Below are 26,531 nucleotides of genomic sequence, written 5' to 3' on the forward strand. Positions count from 1 at the left end.
GTCTCGTTTTTTGTGGGGCACCGTGATACCATGAGCAGAACTGTTCAATAAGGAGATCGCCGTGGTGAAGACATCCATGTCCCATGAGGACTACCTCGAGGCCATCGTCATGCTGGGAGGCACGACGGATGTTGCCGTGCGCTCGGTGGATGTCGCCAACAAGCTGGGCGTTTCCAAGGCCTCGGTGAACAAGGCCATCTCCGCGTTGAAGGAGCAGGCTCTGGTCGTGCAGCCCCATTACGGCGATATCACGCTGACCGAGGCCGGTTACGCCTACGGCAGCTCGGTGCTCGGCCGTCATCGGATGCTGTTCGACTTCCTCACCAAGGCCGTGGGCATTCCCGCGGACGTGGCCGAGGATGAGGCCTGTCAGATGGAGCACGCCATCAGCGATGAATCTTTCGAGAAGTGGGAGGCATTCGTCCGCAGCCTCAAGTTATAATACGGCGCTCGCGCCACCGCCCATCCGCTTTCGACTGACTACACGAACCAGAAACGAGCCCCGGCAGCGAAAGGAAGTTCCACCCCGTGTCACGACAGGCGAATATCGTATCTTTCGACGCAGCGCGCCGCGCTGCGACGGGTACGCGCGCGCCTCGCCGCGGATCGGGAAGCGCGGGCCGGGTGCTCATCGGCGGGGATCAGTCGGCCGTGGTAGATGAGCTGCCCTCGTTCTCGGTGCAGCGTCCGCGCCGCGGGGGTGCCGCCGGCAACAATTCCCGTGCTGGCGAATCCTTCACGTCGTCGATCGCCGCGTCCGCGCGCGATGCGGCTCGTCGCGGGGCCAACCCCCAGCCGAGCTGGTATCGCCCTGACAGCTTCGCGTCCGACGCCGGCAACGATGACGTGTTCGCCCGCCCCGCAGCCGCCCGCCCGACTCGTTTCGCGGATGATGATTTCGAGGGCGCCTCCGACGAGGCGCTGGAAGAGGCCATGGCTGCCCGTCAGCGCGGCCCTCTCGGCGCCTTCCGCTCCCGCCGTGCCGAGAAGCGCCGCGAGCGCACCAAGGAGCGCGCCGACCGCGCCTATTTCCGTCAGTACGAGGCGGGCAAGGGCCCCGACACCTCGGCCGCCGGCCCGCGCGCGGCGGTGTACAAGGGCGAGATGGGCTCGTCCCACAAGCGTTCGTCGCGCATGCAGCAGCAAGCCGCGCCGGCGACAACGGGCGGTCGGCGCCGGTTCCGCGGCTCGGCCGAGAAAGGCCCCTTCTTCACCCGGGCCCCCTTCATGGGGTTCGCGGCCACCATGCTCTGCCTCGCCTTCGGCGTGGCATTTCTGTACGGCCCGGCTCAGCAGCTCTACGTCGACATCCGCGAGCGCGATCGTCTGACCGCCGAATACGAGGCCGTGATGCAGCGCAACAGCGCCATCGGCAAGGAGGTCAGCGCCCTGCAAACCGAGGACGGTATAAAGGATATGGCGCGCACTCAGCTGGGATGGGTGAGCGAGGGCGAGCATGCGGTTAGCGTGAGCGGCCTGAACCACGAGAGGGAATCGTCGTTTTACGGCAACATCCTGTCCGAGGACATCGAGCTGCCCGACACCTGGTACTCCGGCGTGCTCGACCCCCTGTTCGGGGTGTCCTAGCCTCGCCGACCCGCGCGACGGCGCGGGAAGCTGCGGCCGCTGCGCGGGCGGTTGCGGAAAGGGCGCGGGCCGCACCGACGGATCGGTCCCTTCCTCCCCTCGGTGCCGCGCCGACGACCCTCCCTGGCGGTTTCGGCCGGCGAAGGCTCCCGTCGACGACCTTCCCCCGGCGCTCGGCCCGGCGTTTTGAAAGGAATTACCATGACCTACCATGACGGACGTTTTGCAGCTCTGGATATCGGCACCGTGACCTGCCGCTTGCTCGTGGCCGACGTGGAAGGCGGCCAGGTGAGCGAGGTGGCCAAGGAATATGCCATCACCGATTTGGGTGTGGGAGTGGACGCCTCGGGGCGCCTGGCCGACGACGCCATGGAGCGGGTGCTCGCGACGGTGGACCGCTATCGAGGGACGCTGGATCGCTGCGACACCGACGAGCGCCCCTTGCGCGGCTTGATCGCCATGGCCACCTCGGCCGCGCGCGACGCCGCCAACGCCGATGAGTTCACGGCCCGTTTGGCCGAGCGCGGTGTCACGCTCGCGGTCATTCCCGGCGAGCGCGAGGCGGCGCTCACCTTCACGGGGGCCTCGGCCGACTTTCCCGGAGAGAATCTGCTCGTGGTGGATATCGGCGGCGGTTCGACGGAGATCGTGGCCGGCCGCCGGGGCGAGACGCCGGTGGCGTCCCGTTCCTTCAACGTGGGCTGTCGGCGGGTGACCGAGCGCTTCCTGACCGACGAGGTGCCCACCCTGGCGCAGATGGATGCCGCGCGGGCGTGGGTTCGCGCCGAGATGGCACCGCATTTCGAAGTCCTGGCTGCCCGTGGTTTCACCATCGATCGCGTGGTGGCCGTGGCGGGAACGGCGACCAGTGTGGTGGCCGTGCGCGAGGCCATGGAGGTGTACGATTCCAATCGTGTGCACAGGGCCGTGGTCACAAGCGCCGAGCTGCGGGCTATCGAAGAGTCCCTGGCCGCGCTGCCCTTGGAGAAGCGCAAGGCCACGGTGGGTCTGGATCCGAAGCGTGCCGGCGTGATCGTGGCGGGGCTGGTCATCTTGGAAGAGGTGCTGGATCTGGCCGCCGCCGACGCCTACACGGTCAGCGAGTCGGATATTCTCAACGGGATGATTCTGGAGGCAGCCAGCCAGTAGGGCGGTGAGTCCGCTTATCAACCAGGAGGGGTTGTTGCTGGTAGGGGCGGTGGGACTCGAACCCACAATCCGAAGAGGCGGATTTTAAGTCCGCTGCGTATGCCAATTCCGCCACGCCCCCGCGAAAGCAGCAGGAGCATCATATCACGAAGTGCGGCCTAATGAGCCATGACGCAGCGGACATTCTGGTCGTCTGCCACGCAAGTTTGCAGGGTGATGGACTCGCCCCGCGGCGAGAGGCGCCCCTCGTAGGCGAAGTAGTTCGACGCGTTGGGCAGCACCAGCGTGTCGAAGACGAAATAGCTGCGGGAGGCTCCCGTGCTATCCCAGACCACGATCTCGTCGCCGACCTGCAGGTTCATAACGCCGCTGAACACGCCGGGGTTGTGCCCGATGAAGTAGGTGTTCTCGTCGTCGTCCACGTCGCCCTCGCCGATCCAGGTGCTGGCCACCCGGGCCTTGGGCGCGGTCATGTCGGCCGGGTTGCCCTGCACAAAGGGCACGTACTCGCCATGGAAGTAGAGGGTGTTCGTGAAGGTAGGCGGCGGGGTGGAGCTGGTCTCGTTGACAGGCGCGCTCTCGCGCGTGCGCGCCGCGGCCTCGGCGGCGGCTTGCTCGGCGGCCTGCTGGGCCTCGCGGGCCTGCTGGGCCGCGGCCCCGGCGGCGGCGCTGTACTCCTGCCCCTTGCTGTTGAGGGCCTGCAGGCGCAGCTCCTCGGCCACCGCGTCAGTGCGCCGCGCGTGCTCCAGGGCCTTCTCGTCCAGCACCAGCTGCCCTTCGGCATCGATGCGCAGCTGCAGAAGGTCGAGGGCGTCGCACACGCCGCGCGTGACCGCTCCGGCCGGCGCAGGTGCCTCGTCGGCCCAGGCGGCTGCGGGGGTCGGCCCCGCTGCCCCCATGCCGAGCAGCGCGCACAAAACGCCCGTCGCCAGGGCTCGTTTCGGGAATATCGTCAAGTAAGGGGCGCTCACGGCCGCAGTGCCCTTTCTCCAACCCAATGCCCGCGCTCGTCCGAAGCTCGCTCGGTTCGCGTGGGCTTTCTCTCTCAATCTTCCCTACTGTATCGACTTCTCGTCAAAAAATCTACCCCCGACTTCCCGAAACGACCCCCAGGAGCGACGGCGGAAGGCGATCCCCTTTGCGCGGGCGCCTACGGCGGTGACGCCTTGATCGGCGGGCGGCTCTGGTGGGGTGGCGCCATCAATCTTACATTCGTGTCGGTGGACTGATCGGCGAGGCGGTTGGGGCCGGGGCGTGGTATTATGTTTCGATGCTGACACGACCGACCGACGGCAAGAAAGCGCTATGAAGAATATCTCAGACATCCTCGCTGGCGTCGACGAGACGCCCACCACGTTCGAATCCTATCTGAAAAGCTTCGCCGATCCGGTCGGAGAGCTCATCAACAGCTACATCCCCCAGGGCAGCCATGGCGACATGGACCGCTATCTGTACGCGCCGCTGTACCAGTACAGCGAGAACGCCGGCAAGCGCCACCGCCCGCTCATCTGCTATGCGGCCTGCCTGGCCGTCGGCGGCAACCCCGATCGCGCCACCACGTCGGCAGCGGCCATCGAGCACTTCCATTCCGCGGCCCTCATCCACGATGACATCGCCGACGAGGCCGAGCTGCGCCGCGGCGAGCCCTGCCTGCATCTCACGGAGGGGCTCGGACTGGCCATCAACATGGGTGACCTGGCCCTTTCCATGGTGAACGGACCGGTGGTGAACGATCCGCTGCTCGATGACGCCACGAAGGTGCGCGTGATCAGCGAGCTCATCTCCATGACTTGCCGCACCGTGGAGGGGCAGGCCCTCGATTTGGGCTGGGCCCGCGACGGGCGCTACGACATCACGCCTGAGGACTACCTCACCATGGCCGTCCACAAGACGGCCCACTATTCCGGCGCCGTGCCGCTGGCCGTGGGGGCCATCGTGGCCGGGGCGTCCGAGGAGCAGGTGGAAGCCCTGCGCAGCTACGGCCTGGACACCGGCCTGGCCTTCCAGATCCAGGATGACCTGCTGAATCTGGTGGGCACCGATGAAGCCAAGAAGAAGGACTTCCGTAGCGACATCACCGAGGGCAAGCGCACGCTCGTGGTGGTGCATGCCCTGCAGAACGCCGGGGCCGCCGCCCGTGCGCGCCTGGTGGAGATCCTCTCTTCGAAGGAGCGCGATCCCGAGGTGCTGGCCGAGGCCGTGACCATCATGGAGGAGGCCGGTTCGGTGGATTACGCCCGTGCCTACGCCGAGAATCTCAGTCAGAACGCCAAGGCGCGCTTGGTGGAGGTCATCGAGCCCTCCCCCTATCGCGATCTGCTCGTTTCCATGGCCGACTGGTTCGTGAACAGGTTGAAGTAATATGGAGCCGATCAAGCGCAACGATTCCGGCGCTGCCGTCGAGGACGTGCAGCAGCGCCTCGCCCGCATCGGGCACCTGCCCGAAGAGGCCGTGTCGGGCACTTTCGACGACGCGACCGCCGCAGCCCTGGCCGCCTTCTGTGCCACAGCTTCGCTGCCGTCCGCCGACGAGGTGACCGAGAAGGTGTGGTCGGCCTTGGTGGATGCCTCGTTCAACCTGGGCGATCGCACGCTGTATCTGCGCATGCCCTACTTCCACGGCCACGATGTGTACGAGTTGCAGCATGCTTTAGGCGCGCTCGGGTTCTTCTACGGGGACGACGACGCCATCTTCGGCGCTCACACCGAAGATGCCTTGCGCCGCTTCCAGCTGAACATGGGCCTGCCCTCCGACGGCATTGCCGGCGCCTATACCTACGCCGCCCTGCGCAACCTCGCCCATTCGTGGGTGGGGAAGGAGGCTACCCACGGCCCCGTGCGCCATCTGGGCTTTGCCCGGGCGGCCGATGTGCTGGAGCGCAATGCCGTCTGCCTGTTCGGCACCGACGAGTTCTCCCGTTCGGTGGCGTCGCGCATGTCGAATGTGTCGGTGGCCACGAACCCCGCCTCGAAGATCATCAGCGCCGACAGCCTGTCGGTTCTCCCCGATGCGTCCATGATGCTGGTGCATGTGGTGCTCTCCGCCGAAGATGCGGAAGTCGGCGTGCCCCTGGTGTCCTACGAAGACGAGGGGACCCTGGCCCTGCGCCTGACCTCGGCCGTTGATGCCGCTCGCGATGCTCGTTGGCCCCGCGTGTCGGTGCTGCTGCCCGGGAAAGTGTGGCTGGAAGCGGGCCCAGAGCGTTCCGCCCAGCACTATGCCATTACGCTGCTGGACGCCCTCTGCTCCGCGTTGCAGCGGTAAGCGCCGGTTTTGCGGCCGCGCGGCGCTGGGCTCCGCGACGGTGGTGTCGCGACGGCGCTCGGTCGTTGATGCGATCGCTTTTGTCTTTAAGGGCGTGAAAGTGGCGCCAATGAACGAAAAGTAAACGCGCACAGTCGTCGGAGGGTCCTGCGAGCGGTGCTCGGCGGGCATTTTCCCAGGTGGGGGAATTAGACGATGGCGCTGATGTGCGAAAAGTAATCACGCGCTGACTACTTTTCGCACATCAGCGCCACTTTCGCGGGGTTTTTGCGCGAGCCATTGCGGTCGACCGGTCGATAACTCTTTTGCGAGGGCGAATGCCGCGGCGCCCGGGACGGTTCCGGCTTTCCCCTCGAGCGAGCGGTGTCTGCGGGGAGGGGTGAGCGGGGCCCGTAAAGCGCGGCGGGGCGGTCGCCACCGGGCCGCGAGCCGTCGTCCCATCCCTTTTCCTGCGTGTCTATTCGAACAGGTCGAGCAGCTCTTGGCGGGAATGCACGTCCAGCTTCTGGTAGATATGCTTCACATGGGTGGCCACGGCGTTCTTAGAGAGCACCAGCTCCTCGCGAATGTAGGGTTGGCTGCGGCCGCGGGCCAGATAGCCGAGAATCTCCCGTTCGCGTCCTGATAGGCCGTGGGACTCGGCCAGGGCATTGCAGGCGGTCTCCAGCGTGCTTTCCCGGCTGCCCTCGGCGATCGCTTCGGCGGTGGAGCCGATGGGGAGCTCGGAGATCGGGCCAACCGGCTTGGGCGCCGCGGTTCCGCGACGAGCGCCCCCTTCGTGCCGGTCACGTTCGGCGGGGTACAAAAGCCACGCCAGGGCGAAGAACGCCGTCAGGCCGAGAGCGACGGAGAAAAGCCCCGTGGGTGATGCTGCGGCCAGCGGGCTGGCGGCGCTCCCCGTTATATTTCCGAGAAGTACGCCCAGTTGCAGAGAGCCCTGGGTAATGCCAACGCCTGCGGCTGCGTTCACCAGCCCGCGTCGGGCGGCGTCGGTTACGAATAGCACCGTGGCGATGGTCAGCATGATGTCGGCCAGGCTCACGAGAGTTGCCGAGAGAAAGACCGCCCACAGGTCGGCCCAGGGCAAGAGGGCTGCCGAGCCGACGACGAGTGGGGCAATCAGGCGGAAGAGGGAGTCGAATCGGGGGCGCGCCGCAAAGAGCACGAAGCAGGCCATGAGGACGATGCCGCCGAGAGAGCCGATGAGCGTGGGCAGGTCGAGTCCGAGCACGGTGAAGGGGTCGTCCGCGCCCTGTTGCAGGGCTCCGCAGCATCCCACGGTGAAGTAGGAGAGGAAGGCGAGGGCCGAGATGCGAACAATAGGGGCGGGCAGCAGTGCGCTGACGACTTCGCTGCGGTCATCCCACGTGCTTTCGCCCGAAACGCGGCGCGCATCGCTGCGGTCCCTCGGGTCGATCTCCTCCCATATCACGGCGGGATCCCGGTACGTAAGCCACAGCAGCAGTCCCGACAGGAGCGGAAGCGTGGCGGTGGCGGTCACGCCGGCAAGTCCGGGCAGGTAGGGGAGCACAAGGGCCCCTGCGAATGTGACGAGGGACGCCGACGGTATGGCCACCTCTGCGCTCTCGGCGTCGAGGCGGGCGAGCGCCTGGCCCCAGAGCACGTAGAGCGCGCCAGTGCCAAAGCCGGTCAATAGGCCGCTTGCGAAAAGCACGGGAACGTAGTAGCTGCCTAAGGCGGGTAAGGCCGACAGCACCGTGCCTGCGGCAGCGGCAATGGAGGAGGCCAGGACAAGCTGTCGATGGGGTGCGGCCGGACGCCTTCCCAGCAGCAGTCCCGTGGCAAACATGGTAACGACCACGGCGGTGGCCGAGATAATCCACGAGTCGTCGGCATTGATGCCGACACCTGTGCGCTCGGGGTATACGGCGAAGGTTTCGTAAGATCCGTAGATCCACGCCCAGATGAAGCCGATGCCTAGATAGCGCAGCTTCAGGGCGCCCTCCAAGCGCGAGAGCGCGCCCGGGGCTGCGCCTGGCGCCGATGAGTGTGCCAATATCCCTCCCTCATGTGATTCTCTCGCTCCATGATAGGGCTGTCCCGTGCGTTTCACCCTCACCTATTGTAGGTGAAAACGGCGAAAACCCAGCTTTCAGGCGATGTTTGCCGCGGCGTTCGCTGCCATGATGGGGGGCGCCTTGAAATCTCAAGGGAGGGTTCCCGTTCCGGTTGCGGAGCCTGCGCCGGTTCCGGTTGGGGCTGCGGATCGCGGCTCTGGGTGCGCCGCGGATCGCGGTTGCGGCGCGGCGGCAGCTGGGGCGGGAAGTAAGAAGGAGGAACACTATGACCGAAACTTCGTTCTCTCGTCGCTCGTTTCTGACTGGCGCAGCCGCCCTGGGCTCGCTGGCCGCCGTGGGCGCGATGGCCGGCTGCTCGCCGAAGGCCCCCGCCGACAGCGCTGGTACAGCCGATGACGCCCTCGCGTCCACCTCGGGCAAGCCCGCATGGCTCGTCGACGCCCCAGCGGTGTCGGATGCCGACTGCGTGGAAACCATCGACGCCGACGTGCTCGTGATCGGCGCGGGCACCGCCGGCTACTTCGCCGCGTGCGCTGCCGCCGAGAACGGCGCCAAGACGCTGCTCATCGAGAAGTCCGGCAACGGCAACTCCGTGCGCTCCTCGGCGCTCGGCGCGGTGAACAGCCGCCTGCAGCAGGCCGAGGGCGAGAAGGCCGCCATTGACCCCATGGAGATCGTCAACGACATGGACCGCTACGCCAACGGCCAGGTATCGGTGGGCCTTCTGAAGAAGTGGGCCTTCAATTCCGGCGAGGCCATCGACTGGTACACCGACCTGCTCGCCAAGAACGGCATGGAGGTGCAGCTGGAGTGGAATATGCCCGAGGGCACCTTCTACAAGGACTTCCCCACGGGTCACGGCACCAACGGCGAGTATCCCTCCCGCGAGGGCGATGTGGCGGCGATCATGGATGCCTACATCGCGTCGTTTGACGGCTGCGAGGTGCGCTTCAACACCCCCATGGTGGACCTCATCGCCGAGGACGGCCGCGTGACGGGCGCCTATGCCGAGGGCCCGGACGGCATGATCCGCGTGAATGCCGCCAAGGGCGTGGTAGTGGCCACGGGCGGCTACGCCTTCAACCAGGAGATGTTCGCCGACCGCCATGCCACCCGCTACGCCTGCAACGGCACTATGGACGCCTTCCCCAGCTGCACCGGCGACGGCATTTTGGCCCTGCTGCGCCAGGGCGCCTATATGGACGAGAACCCCTCCTCGGTGTCGTTCAACCGCTGCCTGCTGACGGCCGACCAGGAGGTGGGCACCCCCTACGAGATCGGCGGCGAGGAGTACGGCTACCACTTCTACGCCTCCCAGCCCTTCCTGCGCGTGGACGCCCACGGTCGCCGCTTCCACAACGAGAGCGCGCCCTACGACTTCGTGCAGAGCGCCATCTCCCGCAAGCCGGCCGGCGAGCGTTTCTGGCACCAGGTGTGGGACGGCAACTGGAAGAACGACGTGCCGCGCTTCCACACCGTGGGCTGCTCCACCATCTACATGCAGCCCGAGGGCGGTTCCGATCACGACGCCTTCCCCGGCCAGCTGGACGAGTGGATCGAGCCGGAGATGGAGCAGTTCGTGGCCGACGGCCGCATCGTGAAGGCCGACACCCTGGACGCGCTCGCCGACGCGCTCGGCTTCACGGGCGACGACAAGGCGACGTTTTTGGAGACCTGCGAGCGCCAGAACGAGAACTTCGACAACCAGATCGACCCCGATTTCGGCAAGGAGCCCTTCCGCCTATCCGAGCTGCGCACGCCCCCGTTCTACGCCTCGGTGAAGTCCTGCGGCTTTACCCTGTGCACGACCGACGGCGTGGTGGTAACCGACGACTTGCAGCCCCTGCGCGAGGACGGCACGGTGATCGAGGGCGTCTACGCCGTGGGCAACGACGGCGGGTGCTTCTACAACGGCACCTACCCGAACCTGGCCGCGGGCCTGAACGCCGGCAAGTGCGTCACCTTCGGCCGCATGGTCGGCAAGATGCTCGCTGAGAAGTAAGCCAGACAACTCTCATTTTTTGCGAAATCGCCGGCGCCCGTTCCTCCCTGCGGGCGCCGGCGACTCCTTTACGTGGAAATTCTCGCAGATGGCCGCAGGGAAACCGATTGGAAATTGACGCGGTGCTACAATTATGCGGTTTTCAGTAAGGTTTGCGTTGCGTAAAGGAGCTTCCCTTGACTCGTCCCATGACCATGGCGGAGAAGATTCTCGCCGCCCATGCGGGGCTCGACGAGGTGGTGCCCGGCCAGTTGATCGAATGCGATCTCGACCTGGTGCTCGCCAACGACGTCACGGCCCCCATCGCCATCAAGACCGTGCGCGAGATTACCGACCGCGTCTTCGACGCCGATCGCGTGATCCTCGTGCCCGACCACTACGTGCCCAATAAGGACATCAAGAGCGCCGAGCAGGCCAAGATCGTGCGCGACTTCGTGCGCGAGCAGGGCATCTCCCACTACTACGAGGTGGGCTGTATGGGCGTGGAGCACGCGCTTCTGCCCGAGCAGGGCGTCGTGGGCGCGGGCGACCTCATCATCGGCGCCGACAGCCACACCTGCACCTACGGTGCCTTGGGCGCCTTCTCCACGGGCGTGGGCTCTACCGATGCCGGCGTGGGCATGGCCTGCGGCAAGGCCTGGTTCAAGGTGCCCGAGACCATTAAGTTCGTCATTAACGGCGAGCTGGCGGCGGGGGTTACCGGCAAGGACGTCATCCTGCACATCATCGGCATGATCGGCGTGGACGGCGCCCTGTACAAGGCCATGGAGTTCACCGGCAGCGCCATTGCGACCATGCCCATGGACGAGCGCCTCTCCATTTCGAACATGGCCATTGAGGCCGGCGGCAAGGCGGGCCTCATCCCCGTGGACGACGTGACCCGCGCCTACATGGACGGTCGCGTCGAGCGCCCCTACACCGCCTACTACTCCGACGAGGACGCCGAGTTCGCCCAGGTCATCGAGATTGACGCCGCCGACATCGTGCCGACGGTGGCCTTCCCGCACCTGCCAAGCAACACGCGCCCGGTGGCCGAGGCCCGCGACGTGAAGATCGACCAGGCGGTCATCGGCAGTTGCACCAACGGCCGTCTGGACGACATGCGCCAGGCCGCCGCGGTGCTTGCCGGTCGCACGGTGCACCCGGACGTGCGCTGCATCGTCATTCCGGCTACCCAGCAGGTGTACCAGCAGTGCATCGCCGAGGGGCTCATGGACATCTTCATCAACGCCCACTGCGCGGTGTCCACCCCCACCTGCGGGCCGTGCCTGGGCGGCTACATGGGCATTCTGGCCGCCGGCGAGCGCGCCATCGCCACCACCAACCGCAACTTCGTCGGCCGCATGGGCGACCCCACGAGCGAGGTGTACCTCTCCTCGCCGGCCGTGGCCGCCGCCAGCGCCGTGCTCGGCCACATCGGCCTTCCGGAAGACTTGGAGCCGGTCGCCTGCGCGGCCGAATAGGGAAGGGAAGCCTCATGCAATTCAAGGGAACCGTGCACCGCTACGGCCGCGACATCGACACCGATGTCATCATCCCGGCCCGCTACCTGAACACCTCCGACCCGGCGGAGCTGGCCAAGCACTGCCTGGAGGATCTGGACACGGAATTCGTGAACAACGTGCAGCCGGGCGACATCATCGTGGCCGACGAGAACTTCGGCTGCGGAAGCTCGCGGGAGCACGCGCCTATCGCCATCAAGGCGGCCGGGGTGGACGTGGTCATCGCCAAGAGCTTCGCCCGCATCTTCTACCGCAACGCCATCAACACGGGGCTGGCCATCATGGAATGCCCCGAGGCGGTGGACGCCATCCGCAACGGCGACGTGGTGAGCGTGGATGCCGACAGCGGCGTCATCGTCGACGAAACTACGGGCGCGACCTTCACGGCCCAGCCCTTCCCGCCGTTCCTCATGGAGATCATCAACGCCGGCGGTCTGGTGCCGCGCTGGCAGAAGAAGCTCGGGAAATAGGAACATTTATTCGTATTATTGGCCTATGAGAGCTGGTATACTAAGGAGGCCGGCAAAGTCCGCTTGCGGGTGGCGCTTCTGAGAGGAGGCGCTTCCTATGGATATATTCCTTGAAATCTTGAATGGCTGGCGCAGCCCTTGCCACGGTTGCCGGGCTTTTGCTCGAAGTCTGGAGAGAATATAAGCAACGACGGATGACGAAGGGAGAAAAGGAAAGGACCGGCGGCAACCGGTCCTAACCAATTCAATTGACCTGCGCCGCCCGCTCCCCGTTTAGCAACGGCGGGCTTTGCTGGCTTCCTGCATTATAACACGGAGGAAGGAAGAGATGAACACCTATAAGATCTGCCTGCTGCCCGGTGACGGTATCGGGCCGGAGATTATCGCCGAGGGCGTGAAGGTGCTGAACGCCGTGGGCGCGAAGTACGATACGGCCTTCGAGTACGCCGACGCGCTCATCGGCGGCGCGGCCATCGATGCGACTGGCGAGCCTCTGCCGGCGGCCACGTTGGACGCGGCCCGTGCGTCGGATGCGGTGCTGCTGGCCGCGGTGGGCGGTCCGAAGTGGGACACCACCGACCCGAATGCCCCGCGTCCGGAGCAGGGCCTGCTCGGCATCCGCAAGGAGCTGGGGCTGTACACGAACCTGCGCCCCGTGCAGATCTTCAACGCCCTGGCCGATGCGTCCACCCTGCGCCCTGAAATCGTGGACGGCGTGGACATGATGATCGTGCGCGAGCTGACGGGTGGTCTGTACTTCGGTCGTCGCGAGCGCTTCTACGATGAGCCGGCCGCCGGGGTGGATGGCGCCCCGGGCCAGCGGGCCTACGACACCCTGGAGTACTCCGAGTACGAGATCGAGCGCATCGCCCGCCAGGCCTTCGAGATCGCCCGCAAGCGTCGGGGCAAGGTGACCAGCGTCGATAAGGCCAACGTGCTGGAGACGAGCCGTCTGTGGCGCGAGATCGTGCACTGCGTGCACGATGAGGCCTACGCCGACGTTCAGCTGGAGGACCTGCTGGTGGACAACACCGCCATGCAGCTTATCAACCGCCCGGCTGACTTCGATGTGGTGGTGACCGAGAACATGTTCGGCGACATCCTCTCCGACGAGGCGGCCCAGATCACGGGCTCGCTCGGCATGCTGGCCAGCGCGAGTCTGGGCGATGGCGTGGCCCTCTACGAGCCGAGCCACGGCAGCGCCCCCGACATCGCCGGCCGCGGCATCGCCAACCCGCTCGCGCAGATCCTGTCGGTGGAGATGATGCTGCGCTACAGCTTCGACATGGCCGATGCGGCCGACGACATCCGTCGCGCCGTGACTGAGGTGCTCGACGAGGGCTGGCGCACCGGCGACATCAAGGGCGCCGAGACGCCGGCCGATCACGTGGTCGGCACCGAGCGCATGGGCGACCTGGTGGTGGAGCGCCTGTAGGTATACCTGTAGGTGTGCCTGTAGGTGTGCAGCCGCCGCGCTCGCGGGCGCAGCGGGCTTCGTCGAGTTCTGTAACTTAAGGGGAAGGCGTCTCTGCAGGCGCCTTCTTCTTGCTTTTGGGCAGGCTGCGCGGTATGGTAAACAAGTTTTGCTGAGGCCATCAAAGGGAGGGGTGCCGCGGCAATGAAGAAGCGATTGAACGATTTGCGCCATGCGTTCACGCCAGCGGCCTTTGCAGCCCTGGTGCTGTACGCGTTCTATCGGCTGTTGGCCTATTCCAGCTACGTAACCAACTTCGGCTTGTGGGCCGAGCCGCTCGGCTATGTGTCGAACATTCCGTTCATGGTGGGTGCTGCCGTGGGCAACCTTATCTCCTGCGCCATCGTGTTCGTGCTGTATGCCAGCGGGCGCCTGCGACCCTGCGGTTTGGGCTCGCGCAGCTCCCTGGTTCTGGTGGCCGTCATCTACCTGGTAGTGGCCCTGGTGCCCAACGATATTCTCAACGCAGTGGTCGCCTCGTCGTTTCTCGGCGTGCTGTGGGGATTGACCATTACCGTGGTGGGCCTGGTGGCTTTGGAACTGCTCACGGGCACCGACTCGCCGGTGGTGCTTATCGTGCAGTTCGCCACGTCGGCTTTCTTGTTCGCTATCGGCTCCTATGCGCTTAACCTGCTGCCCGATACGGTGAGCGCCTTGCTGTGCGTGGCGGTCTCGGTGGCGCTTATTCCCGGCATGGCTTTGGGCCGCGCGGCGCTCGATGTTCCGCAGCCCACGGTAGAGACCACGTCGCTCGCTACTCTGCGCGCCACGTTGCGCGAGTGCTCAACGCCCATATTGGCCGTGGCCTTCTTCGAGCTGGTTACCGGGCTCGTGAACATGTACGCCTATGCGAGTCATTCCTCGTTCACGATTTCCACCCAGGCTCCTCTGGAAGGCTCGCTGATCTGCGCGGTGCTGCTGACGGCCTTCGTGGTGTTGACGGCGCGCATTCCCCACAATCGGTTCATGTACCTGGCGGTGTTTCCCGGCGTCATGGCCATTTTCCTGGCCCTCCCTTATTTCGGTGATGTCTGGGGCCGCTCGCTGAGCACGGTGATTTATACGGCCTATACGTTCACGGCCACCCTGTCCATGTTCTGTGTGGTGCGGGCATGCCGCCGCGCCGGCGACTGCATCTATGGTGTGGGTGCGCTGTTGTCGGCGGCCATGCGCCTGTGCCTGATGGTCGGCCTGGCCCTGGGCTGGTGGTTCGGCAACCTTACCGAGGGCGGCACGTTTGTGCATCTGTCCATCGTGTGCGTGGTCTGCGTGTACGCCCTGGGCGTGGTGGTGCTGCTGTGGGGCTATCGCAACTCGCGCCAGAAGCCCGTGGTGGAAGTTGTGGAAGTGGTGGTGGAGAAGACGCCCGCCACGTTTGAGGAGTCGGTAGCCGATCGGGTGGACGAGCTGACGCGGGTGCACAATTTGTCGCCTCGCGAGCGCGATGTACTAGTGGGATTGGCCCAGGGCAACACCGCCGCAAGCATCGCCGCGGGCCTGTGCATTTCTACCTCAACGGCTCAGGGCTACATCAAAAGTTTGTATGCCAAGCTCGGTGTAAATCGAAAACAGCAGGTCATCGACTTGTTTCAAAAATAACCAATTTTTAGGGGAGCGCTCATTTCCTCACTTTACTAGACTTCGCGTTGCACTGATCGCTTCGTGCGGCCGGGCCTGGGGCGCGGCGCTCGCTTGCTCAAGGGGAGGGGCGGGTAGGGCACGGCGATCGCACACGAATCCTTAGAAAGGGAGGGATTTCGTATGACGATTTCACGTCGTGATTTTCTGAAGATCGGCGGTGCCTCGTGCATCGTGGCCGGCGCCGGCGCGGCACTCGTGGGCTGCAGTCCGGCGGGTGGCGCCGACGACAAGGCGCTTGCCGAGACCGGCGAGGCAACGCTGGTGGGCTATTCTCCGGTGAACTTCACCGAGGAAGCCGACATTCTCATCATCGGCTCCGGTTACGCGGGTCTGGGCGCTGCCATGGCTCCGGCGCTGGCGGGCAAGAAGATCATCATCGCCGAGAAGCAGGCTCAGATCGGCGGCGACTCCGCCACGTCCTGCTGTTTCATGTTCGCCAACGGCACCGAGCTGCAGCAGAAGGCCGGCAACCCCATGACCATCGACAAGTACTGGGAGGCCAGCGCCGAGAAGCTGTCCGCCGGCTGGGACCAGTACGAGTGGTTCGGCGAGTGGGTGAAGGGCAAGACCTACGCCAACACCCGTTTCGTGGATTCCGCCATCAACGACTTCGGCGCGAAGTATCAGGAGCCCTGCACGGAAGAGGAGCTGCCCCGTCTGTTCGGCTCCGTGATCCTGCCGGCCGACGGCATCGGTTCCGGCGGCCCGAACATCCTGCAGCCCATTGCGGCCAAGTTGAAGGAGCTGGGCACCGACATCCGCTGCGGTCTGCGCGCCACGGCTCTGATCAAGGATACCGAGGGCGCTGTGATCGGCTGCCGCTTCGAGGATACCACCTCCGGTAAGGTAACCGATATCAAGGCCACCTCCACGGTGCTGGCCACCGGCGGTTTTGCCGATAACGGCGAGATGGTGATGGAGCACCTGCCCGCTTGGGCCAACCACGCCCAGCTGGTGCACGGCTGCATCGGCGAGGGCCACAAGCTGGCCGCCGCGGCCGGTGCCCAGATGTTCGGTATGGATTCCTCTTTCGAGCGCTGCAACCTGATGGGCGACATTCCGAACTGCACCACCTGGGGCTATTGGACGCCCATCGTGCTGGTGCTGCCCAACGGCAAGCGCTTCATCGAGGAGGCCCAGTCCCACGACGCGGCCCAGGCCGCCGTGGACGCCGGCTATCGCCAGTGGTGGTCCATCTTCGACCAGCGCGCCTTCGAGGCCCGCGCCATCGCGCATTCGGTCGAGGGCAACATCAAGAGCCACGAGGACGTGTACGTGAAGGCCGACACCTTGGAGGATCTGGCCGTGGGCATGGACGTGCCGGTGGAGACCCTGAAGGCCACCTTTGCTCGCTACGACGAGCTCGTGGCCGGCGGCGGCGAGGACACCGACTTCGGCAAGAAGGCCTGGCTGGAGTCGCTGCAGCCGCCCTACCATGCGCTGAAGCTGAACGTGTGCCGCTACAAGACCTCCGGTGGCGTGATGTGCGGCCCGAACAACCAGGTGCTTGACATGAACGACGCCGAGATTCCGGGCCTGTACGCTGCTGGCGCGGTGGCGCTGCAGTCCTTCGCAAGCGTGTCTGCCTGCATGGCGACCGGCTACTACACCGGCGAGACCCTGGCTGCTCTGTAAGCCTCCCCGCATCGCGCGCTGCGGCGTGCGAGATACGGCGGCCGTCCCGTTCGCGGGGCGGCCGCTTTTTACTGGGAAGAGGTTGCGGTTGCGCATTATCCTTGTTTGCGGTTAAATGGGGCGGTATCACTGAGAGAGCGAGCGAAAGGACGAGTATGGCGACGATGAAACTGGCGGTGCCCACCATGGGAGCTGCGGGGCTGGATGCCCAGCGCGCGGGACATTTCGGGCACTGCGATTGCTTCACGGTGGCGACGATTACCGACGGCGAGATCGGGGAAGTGGCTGCGGTGGACAACCCGCCCCACGAGGAGGGCGGCTGCCTGCGCCCGGTGGGGCTTCTGGCCGATGCTGGTGTGGACGCCATCGTGGCGGCCGGCATGGGCATGCGCCCGCTGACGGGCTTCCAGCAGGCGGGCATCACTGTGTACTTCGACAACGTGCACCCGCAGGTGGGTGATGCCGTTCGGGCCGTGGCCGCCGGCGAGGCACCGGTGATGGGCGCCGATCAGGCCTGCCAGCATCACCACTAGGCTGTGCGACGGCAGCTCAATGACGAGGGCGGTCCACGGGCCGCCCTTTCTGCGTTACAATACCCGAAGCTTTACGTACGCGGGCGCCCGGGTGCCCGCTCATCACGAAGGATGGACCATGGCCATTAACGCACCTAAGGGAACGCGCGATCTTCTGCCCGATCAGGCGTTGTTCTGGAATCAGTTCAGGCAGACGGCGACCGATGTGTTCGGTGTCTACGGTTACCTGCCCATCGAGACACCCCTGATCGAGCAGACCGAGCTGTTCGTGCGCGGTATCGGCGAGGCCACCGACGTGGTGTCCAAGGAAATGTTCACGGCTATTTCCGGCGAGAATCTGCGTCGCTGGGTGGAAGAGGGCGAGGCGCCCGATGCCAAAAGCCGCCTGTCGCTGCGCCCCGAGGGCACGGCTGGCACCGTGCGCGCGGTGGTGCAGCACGACCTGGTGCCCCAGGGGGCAGCGCCGGCGAAGCTGATGTACGCCGGCCCGATGTTTCGCGCTGAGCGCCCGCAGAAGGGACGCTATCGCCAGTTCACCCAGATCGGTGTGGAATGCCTGGGAGCCGAAGAGCCCACGATCGACGCCGAGGCTATTATCATGCTCATGCGCTTCTACGAGAAAGTGGGCATACCGCGCGATGCCATACGGCTGCTGCTGAACTCCATGGGTTGCGAGCAGTGCCGGCCGGCCTACCGCGATCGGGTGAAGGCTTACATGGACGAGCGCGCCGGCGAGCTGTGCGGGACGTGCATGGCCCGCGCCGAGGTGAACCCGCTGCGCGCCTTCGATTGCAAGAACCAGGCCTGCGCTGCAGTGATGGCCGGGGCTCCGAAGATCAGCGACCATTTGTGCGACGATTGCCGCGAGCACTACGAGGCCGTGAAGGCGCTGCTCGACGGTGCGGGTGTGGTCTATGAGGAGGACTACAAGCTTGTGCGCGGTCTGGACTATTATACGCGCACGGTGTTTGAGGTGCAGGTGGACGACGGCATGGGGGCCCAGAACGCCATCGGCGGTGGTGGGCGCTACGACAAGTTGGCCGAGGAAGTGGGCGGCCGTCCCACTCCGGGCCTGGGCTTCGCCCTGGGCTTCGAGCGCTGTGTGCTGGCCTTGGAGGCGGCCGGTCACGAGTTTCCCCGGGCGCAGCGCTGCGACCTGTTCGTGGCCTGCGTGGACGACTTGGTGCGCGCCCGTGCCTTCGCCCTGGTGCAGGAATGCCGCGATGCGGGCTTCATCTGCGAAATGGACCACCAGAAGCGCAGCCTGAAGAGCCAGTTCAAGCTGGCTGACAAGTTGGGTGCGGCGCGCGTGGCCGTCCTCGGCCCCGACGAGCTGGCCGAGGGTGTTGCGACGCTGCGCGACATGGGCACTCACACGGAAGCCAAGGTGCGCCTTGACGAGGTCGTCGGCGAGTTGGGCCGCGCGATTCTGTAGCAGGCGCGGAACGGGCGCGGCGGGAAGCTTGGTTTCTCACTGGGCAGGGGCTCTCCCGAGTGGAGGGCCTCTGCCTTTGCTTGGCGGAAGGACGGGGCTTGCTTTGGGCTGAGTCGCTACAGTCCAAATTCAGCGAGCAGCTCGGCGCGGCGGCCGTCATCGGAGGTTATGGCGTGTAGATCGTCGAGACGCCTTTCGGCTAGCAGGCGATCGACGAGGGCTCCGTAGCGAGCTTCGGCTGCGGCGACGCCCTCGGCATGGCCTTCCGCTCGACCCTCCTCTCGACCTTCCGCTCGACCCTCCTCTCGACCTTCCGCTCGACCCTCGGCACGGCCCTCTTCTCGGCCTTGCGCTCGGCCTTCCTCAAGGCCCTGGGTCCGACCCTCTTCCAATCCCCGCGTCCGCCCTTCTTCGAGACCCTTTTTCAGGGCGAGGCGTTCCAGGATGCGGGCGCGACGGGCATCGTTTTCCTCGATGGTGCTCACGCAATAAAACACCTTGCTCACCCACTTCCGATCGTCGTTGGCCTCGGTCACGATTCTGTCGATACGCCGCACAAGCGGATCGCTGCCGACGCTGCCATTTTGCGTGTAGTGTAACAGATCACGGAGGGCTCCATCGGGCAATGCGTCCCAGGCGCGGGCGTTCAGGGCGATCCAGTGGGCGTTGCAGTCTACGGTCAGATCGGGTGCTTCGCGACAGTGCCGCTCCAAGGTGTAGAGGGGGATGCCGCGGTCGAAGGGGTCGTAGGCGCACATGAATATGATGAAGCTCTCGGGCAGCTCGTCGTAGTCTTTCCCGGGGGCGAGGGCGGTGGTGTCCAAGGCGGACTGGTAGTAGCGAAAGCGCTGCCCGATCAGGGGCTCAGCGCCGGCTTGTATCTCGATGTCGTAGACGCGGTTTGCCTCGCGGGCATACACATCCATGCGCACGCCGCGGCTGTCGATAGCGGGCTCTAATACCTGCTCGGCGTTAAGGTACTCGATGCGCTCGGCTTCAATGCCCAGCACGCAGCGAATAACGTCCTTGCAGACAGATTCATCGAGCATGACGCGGCCGAACATCCAGCGGTTCGTGAAGGCTATGCGCGGGCGGTTCATGGGCGATCCTCTCAGCGGTGACGACGATGGGGCAAGCGTACTAAACCGGAACCGCAGAAGTGTCTCGGGACGTGTCGGAGAAGAATCGGCTGGGAACCGTACAGGAATCGGATAACTGTCGCATGGAGATCGTCGGGGAGTCGTACAGATATCGGAGAAGAGTCGCTCGGGGGTCGCAGGGGGTCTCCGTAGGGGCGGGCTTCAGCCCGCCCCTACGGGATGGTCCCCTACGGAAGGCTTGGAGGGATCGAAAGCTCCGCCCTGTGAAGGGCTGCTTTTATTTGGTGGCTACGTAGGGTTCGGGGATGGATGATGGAAAATCTATGGTGATAAGGCCAGTGGTTCTATTCCCTCGGTAATCGGTTGCAGTGAGGTGGTACGTACCGCTGGGCACGAGGAAACGGAACTCGGTGACAGTCCTTTCGGTTCCATCGCTACGCTCCTCACCAGCCCCGACGCCGCCATCGGGCGCATCGGCCGCGCCGCTCTCGCCGTCGGCCACGCCACCCTCCTCGCCAGTCACCCCGGCAACCGCATCACCGTGCGCCTCCGCTACAGTTTCGGCGCGGTACTCGGTGCCATCGTCGCAGGCCAGCACTGCGTCGGCCACACCCGAGGCATCGGTGAAGCGCAGCAAGGTGGTACCCCGATCGGTGCGCATCTCCACGAGTTGGGGCGGCTCCGTGTCCGCGACGGTATCGGCCGCCGCAGCAGAAGGCTCGGCAGCAGGCACTTCTTCCTCGTAGATGATCTGCGGCTCCGGTGCCTTCAGGTGCTCTGCTGCGACGAAGCCTAAGCTGCCCACCACGCCGAGCACGGCCGCAGCCGCCACGGCCTGCACCAGGCGATCGGCCCCCGTGCGCTCTCGGTTGCCCCGACGCGGCAGCGCGCCCGGAGCCGCCGTGCGCTCCACGGCCCGCTGCAGCGCCGGTGCCAGGGCCGGACCCGCGGGCAGCACCACCATGACCTGGCGTAACTTCGCCAGGGCTCGCTTGATGGTGCGCTGCACGGTGCTGACCGACACCTCCTGGTTCTCGGCAATGGCCTCCAGGCTCATCTCCTGGTAGAAGCGCATGAGCACCACCTCGCGCTCGCCATCGTCCAACTCGTCGCGCAGGGCCCGGGCCAGGCGGCGGTGCTCGTCGCGGTCGGCGATGGTGGCGGCCGGGTTGGCGGTATGCTCGCCGCCCTCGCTGCCGTCGGCGCGCTCGCGCTCGACGGCCTCCAGCTCGTCGGGGGAGGCCGGCACATCCGACGCGCGGCCCTTGCGCTCGTAATAGCGCAAGCACACGTTGCGCGTCACGCCGTTCAAATAGCCGATGAACAGGCGCGGCGTCACGGTGGCGATGTTCTTCCATGCGATGCAATACACTTCTTGCAGCAAGTCGGGGGCAATCTCGGGGTTGGTCTTCGCGAGGATAGCGAAGTACTGCGCCTGGGCGGTGATCTGGTACAACGTCTCGAAGGCCGCACGATCGCCGCCTTGGGCGCGGGCCACCAAAGTGGCCAGCTGCGTATAGGAATTCCACTTGGTCATGGCGGTTGTGCTCGCTTCCCGTGAGTGCCAACGTCGCATCTTACCCGAAGACCATCTGTGAAGGACGTGTGAAAAGAACGAAGCTGCAACAGAAAAGCTGACTAGCTTCTTGCGAAGGGCGGACATCTCATATGGATGACTGTCTCTTGATGCGGGCGATGAGAGCGCCGGCGTCATGTGTGAAGGAGGATGCTCCCATGGAGCGAGAAGGAGAACGCCCACGTATCCAGGGAAAATCGCTGAACGCCACCTCTCGCCGCGAACGCAGCGGGGAGAGGGTGCTCTTTGCGGGGAAATTGCTGAGCGCGCTTCTGGCGGTGGTGCTGGCAGCGGGCCTGCTGCCCATCGTGCCCGCATCTCCTGTCGTGGAAGAGGCTGAGGCCTTGGCGGGGACGACGAACTACGGGGACTTCTTCACGATCGGGCACCGGGGCGGTCGGCCTGGCTCGATCAGCGGAAACACGTTGCGGGGCGCGTCCACTCAGAACTACTGGGATTATGAGTATCGAGATAATCGCTGGATGAGTAGCAGCGTTTTTATCAGCAAAAGGCCAGTTTCGCTTTTGCATGACTGGACGGTTAATGTGCATGCGAATCTTGCCGAGCCCGCTCTGTCGAACGCGGGTGCGGGTTCTAATGCAACTACGGCAAACTTTCAGATAGGTCTCTCTTCTGTATCAGACCCTGCGAGAACCGAGGGATTTGCAGGCATTGTGGTAAGAGATTGGGCTCGGGGAGGGGGCAAGAGCGCCAGCGCCAAGATTTCAAGCATGAGTGGGGGTGTTGTCACAGGCGTCATTCAGGGCCCGCAGACCGTGGATTCGCTTGATACCTATAATGCGGTTCTCTCGTATACGGCATCGTCTCGACGAGTTACCTTTTCGGCGGCGGGAAAAACGTTCACCTATCAAGTTCCCAATAAGCTAGGATCCTCGCCGTACCTCTTCATCCAGGAAACCATTTGGTGGAGCAATGGGTCGACAACAGTGGCAAACCCACCATCCAATTTGACTAGTACAATGGTCTTTCAGTCCATGGCACTTCCTCGGTTGGAGCCTGTCATCGAGAGTGTGGATTTGTTTCGAGAGAATGGTGTCAAGATCGGCAAGGGTGACATCGTGCTTCCTGGCGAGAAGGTGAGGGTGCACTGTGTGGTGAAGAACGCCTACCCTTCTCCGAATAGCCAACAATACCCTATGCATGTGAAGCTGGCCAATACGGCTGATCATCCCACTCAGGGTCTTGCGCCGTTTGCGGACGCGGCTCATCCGCTACAGGTGAACGGGACGACGGTTGCTACGACCTCTGGACCGAATACGGTTACGGGTGCGAATGGCGTGCCTGTGACGCTTGTGGATTCTGCTCCCACGACCGTCTCGTACTGGGCCACCATCACGGGGGCGACGGGCGGCGCGGTCACGCTCTCCCAAGAGCTGATCGAGGACGCCTTCCAGGGGCGCAAGTACGCCACGGTGGAGCTGGTGGCCGAGCAGTCGCTGCGGCCGCTGCCCGACGGCGCCGACCCCGACGACCCCTCGTCGTGGGGCGTCCCCGGCTCCGACTACCACTACACGCGCCTCCCGCAGCCCAACGCGAACGGGTGGAACACCACGCCGGTGGCCGTGCAGTTCTTCGGCGGCGACTTCGACTCGCTGACCCTGGCGCCCGCCAACGGCGACGCGGCCGTGTCGCTGGCCGACCGCCAGACGTGGACGCGCGCCGACGACACCGACGGCTACGGGGTGCAGATCAGCGCCGCCAACTCGGAAACGGGCGACGTGTCCAGCAGGCGCGACGACACCATCAAGATCGACACCTCCGCCCCGCGGCTGTCGCTGGACCCGGCGCTGGGGGCGCTCACGGCCGACGATCGGCCGTCGGATCCCTCCAAGGCGACCTCGGGGGTGTGGAGGCTGCACCGCACGGGCGCCGACGGCTCGGTGGGCTCGGGGCGCGCCGCGCCGCGGGAGTTCCCCCTGGCCGACGGGGCCGGCGCGGCGACGCAGACGGTGGCCGGCATCGCCAACGGCTGGTACGTGGCCGAGGACGCGGCGGGCAACCTGTCGGCGCCGCTGAAGGTGTCCTCCACCGAGCCGCCGAGCGTGGAGCGGCCCTCGGGCAGCCTGGCCGGCCCGGGCGACCCCGGCTACGCGCCGCCCGTGGGGCCGCCCCTGGGCCCGGGCTCCGACCCCGTGCCCGGCCCGACCGTCAAGGAGGACGGCGAGGGCCTCAGGCACGCGCTCATCGAGGAGTCGGTCTCCGAGATGATCGACCCGGCGGCGCCTCCCTTCGGGGGCCTTTTGGAGCCGGCCGAGGCGACGGCCCTGATGGACTACCGCTACGCGGCGTCCTCCACGGCGGCGCCCACCACTAAGGTGGACACGCTGCTGGACGCCGACGGCAACCCGATCGCCTCCTTCGACACCAAGGTGCCCGGCGAGTGCCTCGTCAAGCGCGTGATCACCGACGCCCAGGGCAACACCACCACCATCCTGCTGCATTATTCCACCATCCGGGACAACTGCCCCGCGGTGCGCCCGCTGCAGCCGAGCGACCCGGCCGACCCCGACAGCCCCAAGGTGCCGGGCGACCCGCTGTCCCCCTCGGGGCCGGTGACGGAGGACCCCGACGGTACCCAGCACGTAACCGTTGACTGCGAGGCTTCCGAAGCGGTGAGATCGGGCACGATGGACCGCGACGGGGCCCTCGCGCTGTTGCAGCGCCACTATGACGTGGCGGCGCTGGACGGCGCGGCGGCTACGCTGACGGTGCGGTCGCTGCAGGATGCGACGGGTACAGCGGTGTCGTCCATCGACCTCTCCCAGCCCGCTAACTACCTCATCACCTACGTAGCCTCCGATGCCCAGGGCAACACCACCACAGTGAACCTGACGTACCATCTGATGAGGTGGAAGTCCCCCGAGGTGAAGCCGCCGCCCACCACGACCGACCCGGATCCGAAGCCGCTGGAGCCGCCCGAGCCGCCCCACATCCACCCCGACGGCACGCACCATGCCGTGCTGTACGACAAGGTGCGCGTGCTCGCCCAAGCCGGCGCGAGCCTCTCCCTGGATGCCGTGCGCGCGCTGATGGAGGGCCGCTACACCTTCGCCGCTACCGATGGCGGGACGACGGCGGAGCGCTCGCTGACCCTGGCTTCGGCCGACGGCAGCGCGGTGGACGCCATAGACCTGTCGCGCGAGGGAACCTACCATATCGACTACACGCGGGCCGATGCCGCGGGCAATACCACCACGGTGCACCTGACCTACGAGGTGTTCCGCGACCAGTGCCCGCCGATACGGCCGCTCGAGCCGGTGGATCCCTCCGACCCCACGGGGGATAAGGAGCCCGGCGACCCCTTGCAACCGAGCGAGCCGGTGACAGAGGGCGCGGATGGCACCCAGTCGACGTCGGTGGACTGCTCGGTGACCGAGGCGGTCACGCACGGCGTGATGGACAAGGTGGGCGCCCAGGCCCTGCTGCGCCGTCATTTCCTGCCGAGTGGCGTGGACGGCGGCGATGTGACGGTGACGGTGCAGTCGATGACCAACGCGGCAGGCGACCTTATCTCGGCTATCGATCTGTCTCGGCAGGCTCACTACCGCATCACCTATGTCGTGCGGGACGGGACCGGCAACACCACTACGGTACGATTGGCGTACCAGCTGATCAGCTCGCGGGTACCGGGCGTGATGGCGACGCCCGATCCGGACGAGGTGACCGATCTGATTCCCGGCGATCCGCTGAATCCGCAGCCGCATCCGCTGGATCCCACGCATCCGCCCACGGTGGCGGCCGATGGCACCCAGCATGCGGAGGTGGCCGACGAGATGCGCGTGCCCGTGAAGCGCGGGGCCGAGCTGACCCTGGCCGACGCGCGCAGCCTGGTGAACCGCCGCTACACGTTCACGCCCGAGGTCGCGGGCACGGTGTCGGAGGTGTCGCTTGCCATGGCCGACGGCTCGGGCGGCCCCGTGCGCTCCATCGACCTGTCGTATCCCAGCGCGTGGCGCATCAACTACAAGGTGCGCGACGTGAACGGCAACACCGTGAAGGTGAATCTGCGCTACCTGGTGGTGGCCAAGCCGCCCACGGTGACGCCGGGCAAGCCGGGAGGGAATGGTGGCCCGGGCGAGGACAATGGCTCGAGCGGGCGCGATCCGCTGCCGCCCAGCTCGGTGACGGTGGATCCGGAGACGGGGTTAACTCATGCGGTCATCAACGACGAGGTGACGGTGCCCACCGAGGACGATCCCATGACGCCCGCGGCCATGGCCTCGTTCATGGAAGCGCGCTACGGGGCGGCTTCGGGCCTGCCCGATGGCAAACTGACCCGAGGAGCGCCGCAGCTCTACGATAGCGCGGGCAAGGCGGTGACGGCTATCGACCGGTCGCGGCCGGGCGACTGGCGGGCCGATCAGGTGATCACCGACTCGGCGGGCGATACCGTCTCCATTCGGCTGACCTATCTGGTGCGCGAGGGCACGGTAACGGGCGGCACCTCGGGCGGCAATGGCTCGAGCGGCGCCGGGGATGGCGGCGGCGCGGGCGATGGTTCGGGCACCCAGGCGGGCTCGGGCGGCGGAGGCGACGGCGACGGTCGCGGTCGCTGGGCGTCGCGCATTCACCAGCTTCCCCAGACCGGCGGCATCTTCGGGCCGTGCCCGGTGCACATCCTGTTCGTGCTGATCATGCTGTTGTCGGCCGCTTACACGCTGGCGCGCTTGCGCCAGGAGGCCGCCCATCGCGCCGAGCGTCGCCGCCGCGATGCCGAGTGGGAGGAGTTCTATCGTGAAGCTGTCCGATAAGATGCTGTACGCCCTGCTTGCCTTGGGCGCCGCAGGCCTGGCCGTGCTGGGATTCTGCCCCCTGGACTGGCTGTGGGCCGTAGCGACCCTGCTCGTGATAGGAACCTGCGCCTGGATACTCCGCAGCCGCTGTGCCCGCCAGGATGAAGACGAGGCGCGGTCCCGAAGGTAGGGAGGCGGCGCGGACAGCCCCGCCCTCCCCCTCCGTAGGGGCGGGCTTTAGCCCGCCCGCATCCCGAGGATTGACTGTGCGGATGAGCTCGGGACGAAGGGCTTTTCAGCTAGCAGCACATTTCGTGACTCCCCTATACTTGCATTTCAAGTATAGGGGAGATATACTTGTTATACAAG

The 26,531-nt window shown here is 65.8% G+C and carries 19 protein-coding genes and 1 tRNA gene; 15 read left to right on the forward strand and 5 right to left on the reverse strand.

All coding sequences use genetic code 11. The annotated features are described in order from the left end of the window. Window positions 1-61 precede the first annotated feature (61 nt). The 3 genes from G503_RS0107030 (at window position 62) to G503_RS0107040 (ending at window position 2,736) form a co-directional block, all read left to right on the forward strand. Window positions 62-442: a metal-dependent transcriptional regulator gene (locus tag G503_RS0107030; RefSeq protein ID WP_028027022.1), complete on the forward strand. Its 381-nt coding sequence runs from the start codon at window positions 62-64 to the stop codon at window positions 440-442. Window positions 443-528: 86 nt separating this feature from the next. Next, window positions 529-1,587 (forward strand): FtsB family cell division protein, encoded by a 1,059-nt coding sequence (locus G503_RS15635; RefSeq protein ID WP_051191027.1) that lies wholly within the window; start codon window positions 529-531, stop codon window positions 1,585-1,587. 201 nt (window positions 1,588-1,788) lie between these two features. Beyond that, window positions 1,789-2,736, forward strand: a complete 948-nt coding sequence (locus G503_RS0107040) for a Ppx/GppA phosphatase family protein (RefSeq protein ID WP_035022244.1) — start codon at window positions 1,789-1,791, stop codon at window positions 2,734-2,736. A gap of 38 nt (window positions 2,737-2,774) precedes the next feature. Here the strand turns inward: G503_RS0107040 and G503_RS0107045 are convergent. Both G503_RS0107045 and G503_RS0107050 read right to left on the reverse strand, forming a co-directional pair. Further along, window positions 2,775-2,857: transfer RNA gene (locus tag G503_RS0107045), tRNA-Leu, on the reverse strand. 37 nt (window positions 2,858-2,894) lie between these two features. Then, the gene (locus G503_RS0107050; RefSeq protein ID WP_156891958.1) at window positions 2,895-3,707 is read right to left on the reverse strand and encodes a sortase domain-containing protein; all 813 of its coding nucleotides are present in this window, start codon (window positions 3,705-3,707) and stop codon (window positions 2,895-2,897) included. A gap of 334 nt (window positions 3,708-4,041) precedes the next feature. Here G503_RS0107050 and G503_RS0107055 point away from each other — a divergent pair, with 334 nt between their 5' ends. After that, window positions 4,042-5,097 carry a polyprenyl synthetase family protein gene (locus G503_RS0107055; protein WP_028027025.1) on the forward strand — a complete coding sequence of 352 codons (1,056 nt, stop codon included), beginning with the start codon at window positions 4,042-4,044 and terminating at the stop codon, window positions 5,095-5,097. Window position 5,098: 1 nt separating this feature from the next. Next, window positions 5,099-6,001 (forward strand): peptidoglycan-binding domain-containing protein, encoded by a 903-nt coding sequence (locus tag G503_RS14250; protein WP_028027026.1) that lies wholly within the window; start codon window positions 5,099-5,101, stop codon window positions 5,999-6,001. A 457-nt stretch (window positions 6,002-6,458) separates the two neighbouring features. Here G503_RS14250 and G503_RS0107065 read toward each other — a convergent pair whose 3' ends face one another. After that, complete coding sequence (locus G503_RS0107065) at window positions 6,459-8,018, reverse strand: helix-turn-helix transcriptional regulator (protein ID WP_156891959.1); 1,560 nt, start codon at window positions 8,016-8,018, stop codon at window positions 6,459-6,461. A 287-nt stretch (window positions 8,019-8,305) separates the two neighbouring features. Here G503_RS0107065 and G503_RS0107070 point away from each other — a divergent pair, with 287 nt between their 5' ends. From G503_RS0107070 to hisS, 8 genes are all read left to right on the forward strand, one after another. Then, window positions 8,306-10,042, forward strand: a complete 1,737-nt coding sequence (locus G503_RS0107070) for an FAD-dependent oxidoreductase (protein ID WP_028027028.1) — start codon at window positions 8,306-8,308, stop codon at window positions 10,040-10,042. Between the two features lie 176 nt (window positions 10,043-10,218). Continuing rightward, entirely contained in the window at window positions 10,219-11,505 is a 1,287-nt protein-coding gene (leuC, locus tag G503_RS0107075; protein WP_028027029.1) for a 3-isopropylmalate dehydratase large subunit, read from the forward strand. A 14-nt stretch (window positions 11,506-11,519) separates the two neighbouring features. Further along, complete coding sequence (locus G503_RS0107080) at window positions 11,520-12,014, forward strand: 3-isopropylmalate dehydratase small subunit (protein WP_028027030.1); 495 nt, start codon at window positions 11,520-11,522, stop codon at window positions 12,012-12,014. A gap of 328 nt (window positions 12,015-12,342) precedes the next feature. After that, window positions 12,343-13,449: a 3-isopropylmalate dehydrogenase gene (gene leuB, locus G503_RS0107085; protein ID WP_028027031.1), complete on the forward strand. Its 1,107-nt coding sequence runs from the start codon at window positions 12,343-12,345 to the stop codon at window positions 13,447-13,449. Between the two features lie 183 nt (window positions 13,450-13,632). After that, on the forward strand, window positions 13,633-15,087 hold the full coding sequence (locus tag G503_RS0107090; RefSeq protein WP_028027032.1) for a helix-turn-helix transcriptional regulator: 1,455 nt from the start codon (window positions 13,633-13,635) through the stop codon (window positions 15,085-15,087). 162 nt (window positions 15,088-15,249) lie between these two features. After that, window positions 15,250-16,764 carry an FAD-dependent oxidoreductase gene (locus G503_RS0107095; protein ID WP_028027033.1) on the forward strand — a complete coding sequence of 505 codons (1,515 nt, stop codon included), beginning with the start codon at window positions 15,250-15,252 and terminating at the stop codon, window positions 16,762-16,764. A 155-nt stretch (window positions 16,765-16,919) separates the two neighbouring features. Continuing rightward, entirely contained in the window at window positions 16,920-17,297 is a 378-nt protein-coding gene (locus G503_RS0107100) for a NifB/NifX family molybdenum-iron cluster-binding protein (RefSeq protein WP_035022248.1), read from the forward strand. Between the two features lie 118 nt (window positions 17,298-17,415). Next, a complete protein-coding gene (gene hisS / locus G503_RS0107105) occupies window positions 17,416-18,732 on the forward strand; it encodes a histidine--tRNA ligase (RefSeq protein ID WP_028027035.1) in 1,317 nt (438 codons plus the stop codon). A 116-nt stretch (window positions 18,733-18,848) separates the two neighbouring features. On the opposite strand, the gene G503_RS15640 is transcribed toward hisS, so the two are convergent. Together G503_RS15640 and G503_RS0107115 are read right to left on the reverse strand one after the other, a co-directional pair. Then, entirely contained in the window at window positions 18,849-19,832 is a 984-nt protein-coding gene (locus G503_RS15640; protein WP_028027036.1) for an Rpn family recombination-promoting nuclease/putative transposase, read from the reverse strand. 277 nt (window positions 19,833-20,109) lie between these two features. Continuing rightward, complete coding sequence (locus G503_RS0107115; RefSeq protein ID WP_028027037.1) at window positions 20,110-21,369, reverse strand: RNA polymerase sigma factor; 1,260 nt, start codon at window positions 21,367-21,369, stop codon at window positions 20,110-20,112. 1,343 nt (window positions 21,370-22,712) lie between these two features. Here G503_RS0107115 and G503_RS0107120 point away from each other — a divergent pair. Beyond that, entirely contained in the window at window positions 22,713-26,180 is a 3,468-nt protein-coding gene (locus G503_RS0107120; protein ID WP_028027038.1) for a hypothetical protein, read from the forward strand. Then, window positions 26,164-26,352: a hypothetical protein gene (locus G503_RS0107125; protein WP_028027039.1), complete on the forward strand. Its 189-nt coding sequence runs from the start codon at window positions 26,164-26,166 to the stop codon at window positions 26,350-26,352. The genes G503_RS0107120 and G503_RS0107125 overlap by 17 nt, the downstream gene beginning before the upstream one ends. The last annotated feature ends 179 nt before the right edge of the window (window positions 26,353-26,531 follow it).

The organism is Adlercreutzia mucosicola DSM 19490 (assembly GCF_000422625.1).
Classification (GTDB): domain Bacteria; phylum Actinomycetota; class Coriobacteriia; order Coriobacteriales; family Eggerthellaceae; genus Adlercreutzia; species Adlercreutzia mucosicola.

What these genes read in the sequence shown, in the direction of transcription:
- G503_RS0107040 (WP_035022244.1), top strand. Translation starts at nt 1,789, where the DNA reads ATGACCTACCATGACGGACGTTTTGCAGCTCTGGATATCGGCACCGTG.
- G503_RS0107055 (WP_028027025.1), top strand. Translation starts at nt 4,042, where the DNA reads ATGAAGAATATCTCAGACATCCTCGCTGGCGTCGACGAGACGCCCACC.
- G503_RS14250 (WP_028027026.1), top strand. Translation starts at nt 5,099, where the DNA reads ATGGAGCCGATCAAGCGCAACGATTCCGGCGCTGCCGTCGAGGACGTG.
- G503_RS0107070 (WP_028027028.1), top strand. Translation starts at nt 8,306, where the DNA reads ATGACCGAAACTTCGTTCTCTCGTCGCTCGTTTCTGACTGGCGCAGCC.
- G503_RS0107080 (WP_028027030.1), top strand. Translation starts at nt 11,520, where the DNA reads ATGCAATTCAAGGGAACCGTGCACCGCTACGGCCGCGACATCGACACC.
- leuB (WP_028027031.1), top strand. Translation starts at nt 12,343, where the DNA reads ATGAACACCTATAAGATCTGCCTGCTGCCCGGTGACGGTATCGGGCCG.
- G503_RS0107090 (WP_028027032.1), top strand. Translation starts at nt 13,633, where the DNA reads ATGAAGAAGCGATTGAACGATTTGCGCCATGCGTTCACGCCAGCGGCC.
- G503_RS0107095 (WP_028027033.1), top strand. Translation starts at nt 15,250, where the DNA reads ATGACGATTTCACGTCGTGATTTTCTGAAGATCGGCGGTGCCTCGTGC.
- G503_RS0107100 (WP_035022248.1), top strand. Translation starts at nt 16,920, where the DNA reads ATGGCGACGATGAAACTGGCGGTGCCCACCATGGGAGCTGCGGGGCTG.
- hisS (WP_028027035.1), top strand. Translation starts at nt 17,416, where the DNA reads ATGGCCATTAACGCACCTAAGGGAACGCGCGATCTTCTGCCCGATCAG.
- G503_RS15640 (WP_028027036.1), bottom strand. Translation starts at nt 19,832, where the DNA reads ATGAACCGCCCGCGCATAGCCTTCACGAACCGCTGGATGTTCGGCCGC.
- G503_RS0107115 (WP_028027037.1), bottom strand. Translation starts at nt 21,369, where the DNA reads ATGACCAAGTGGAATTCCTATACGCAGCTGGCCACTTTGGTGGCCCGC.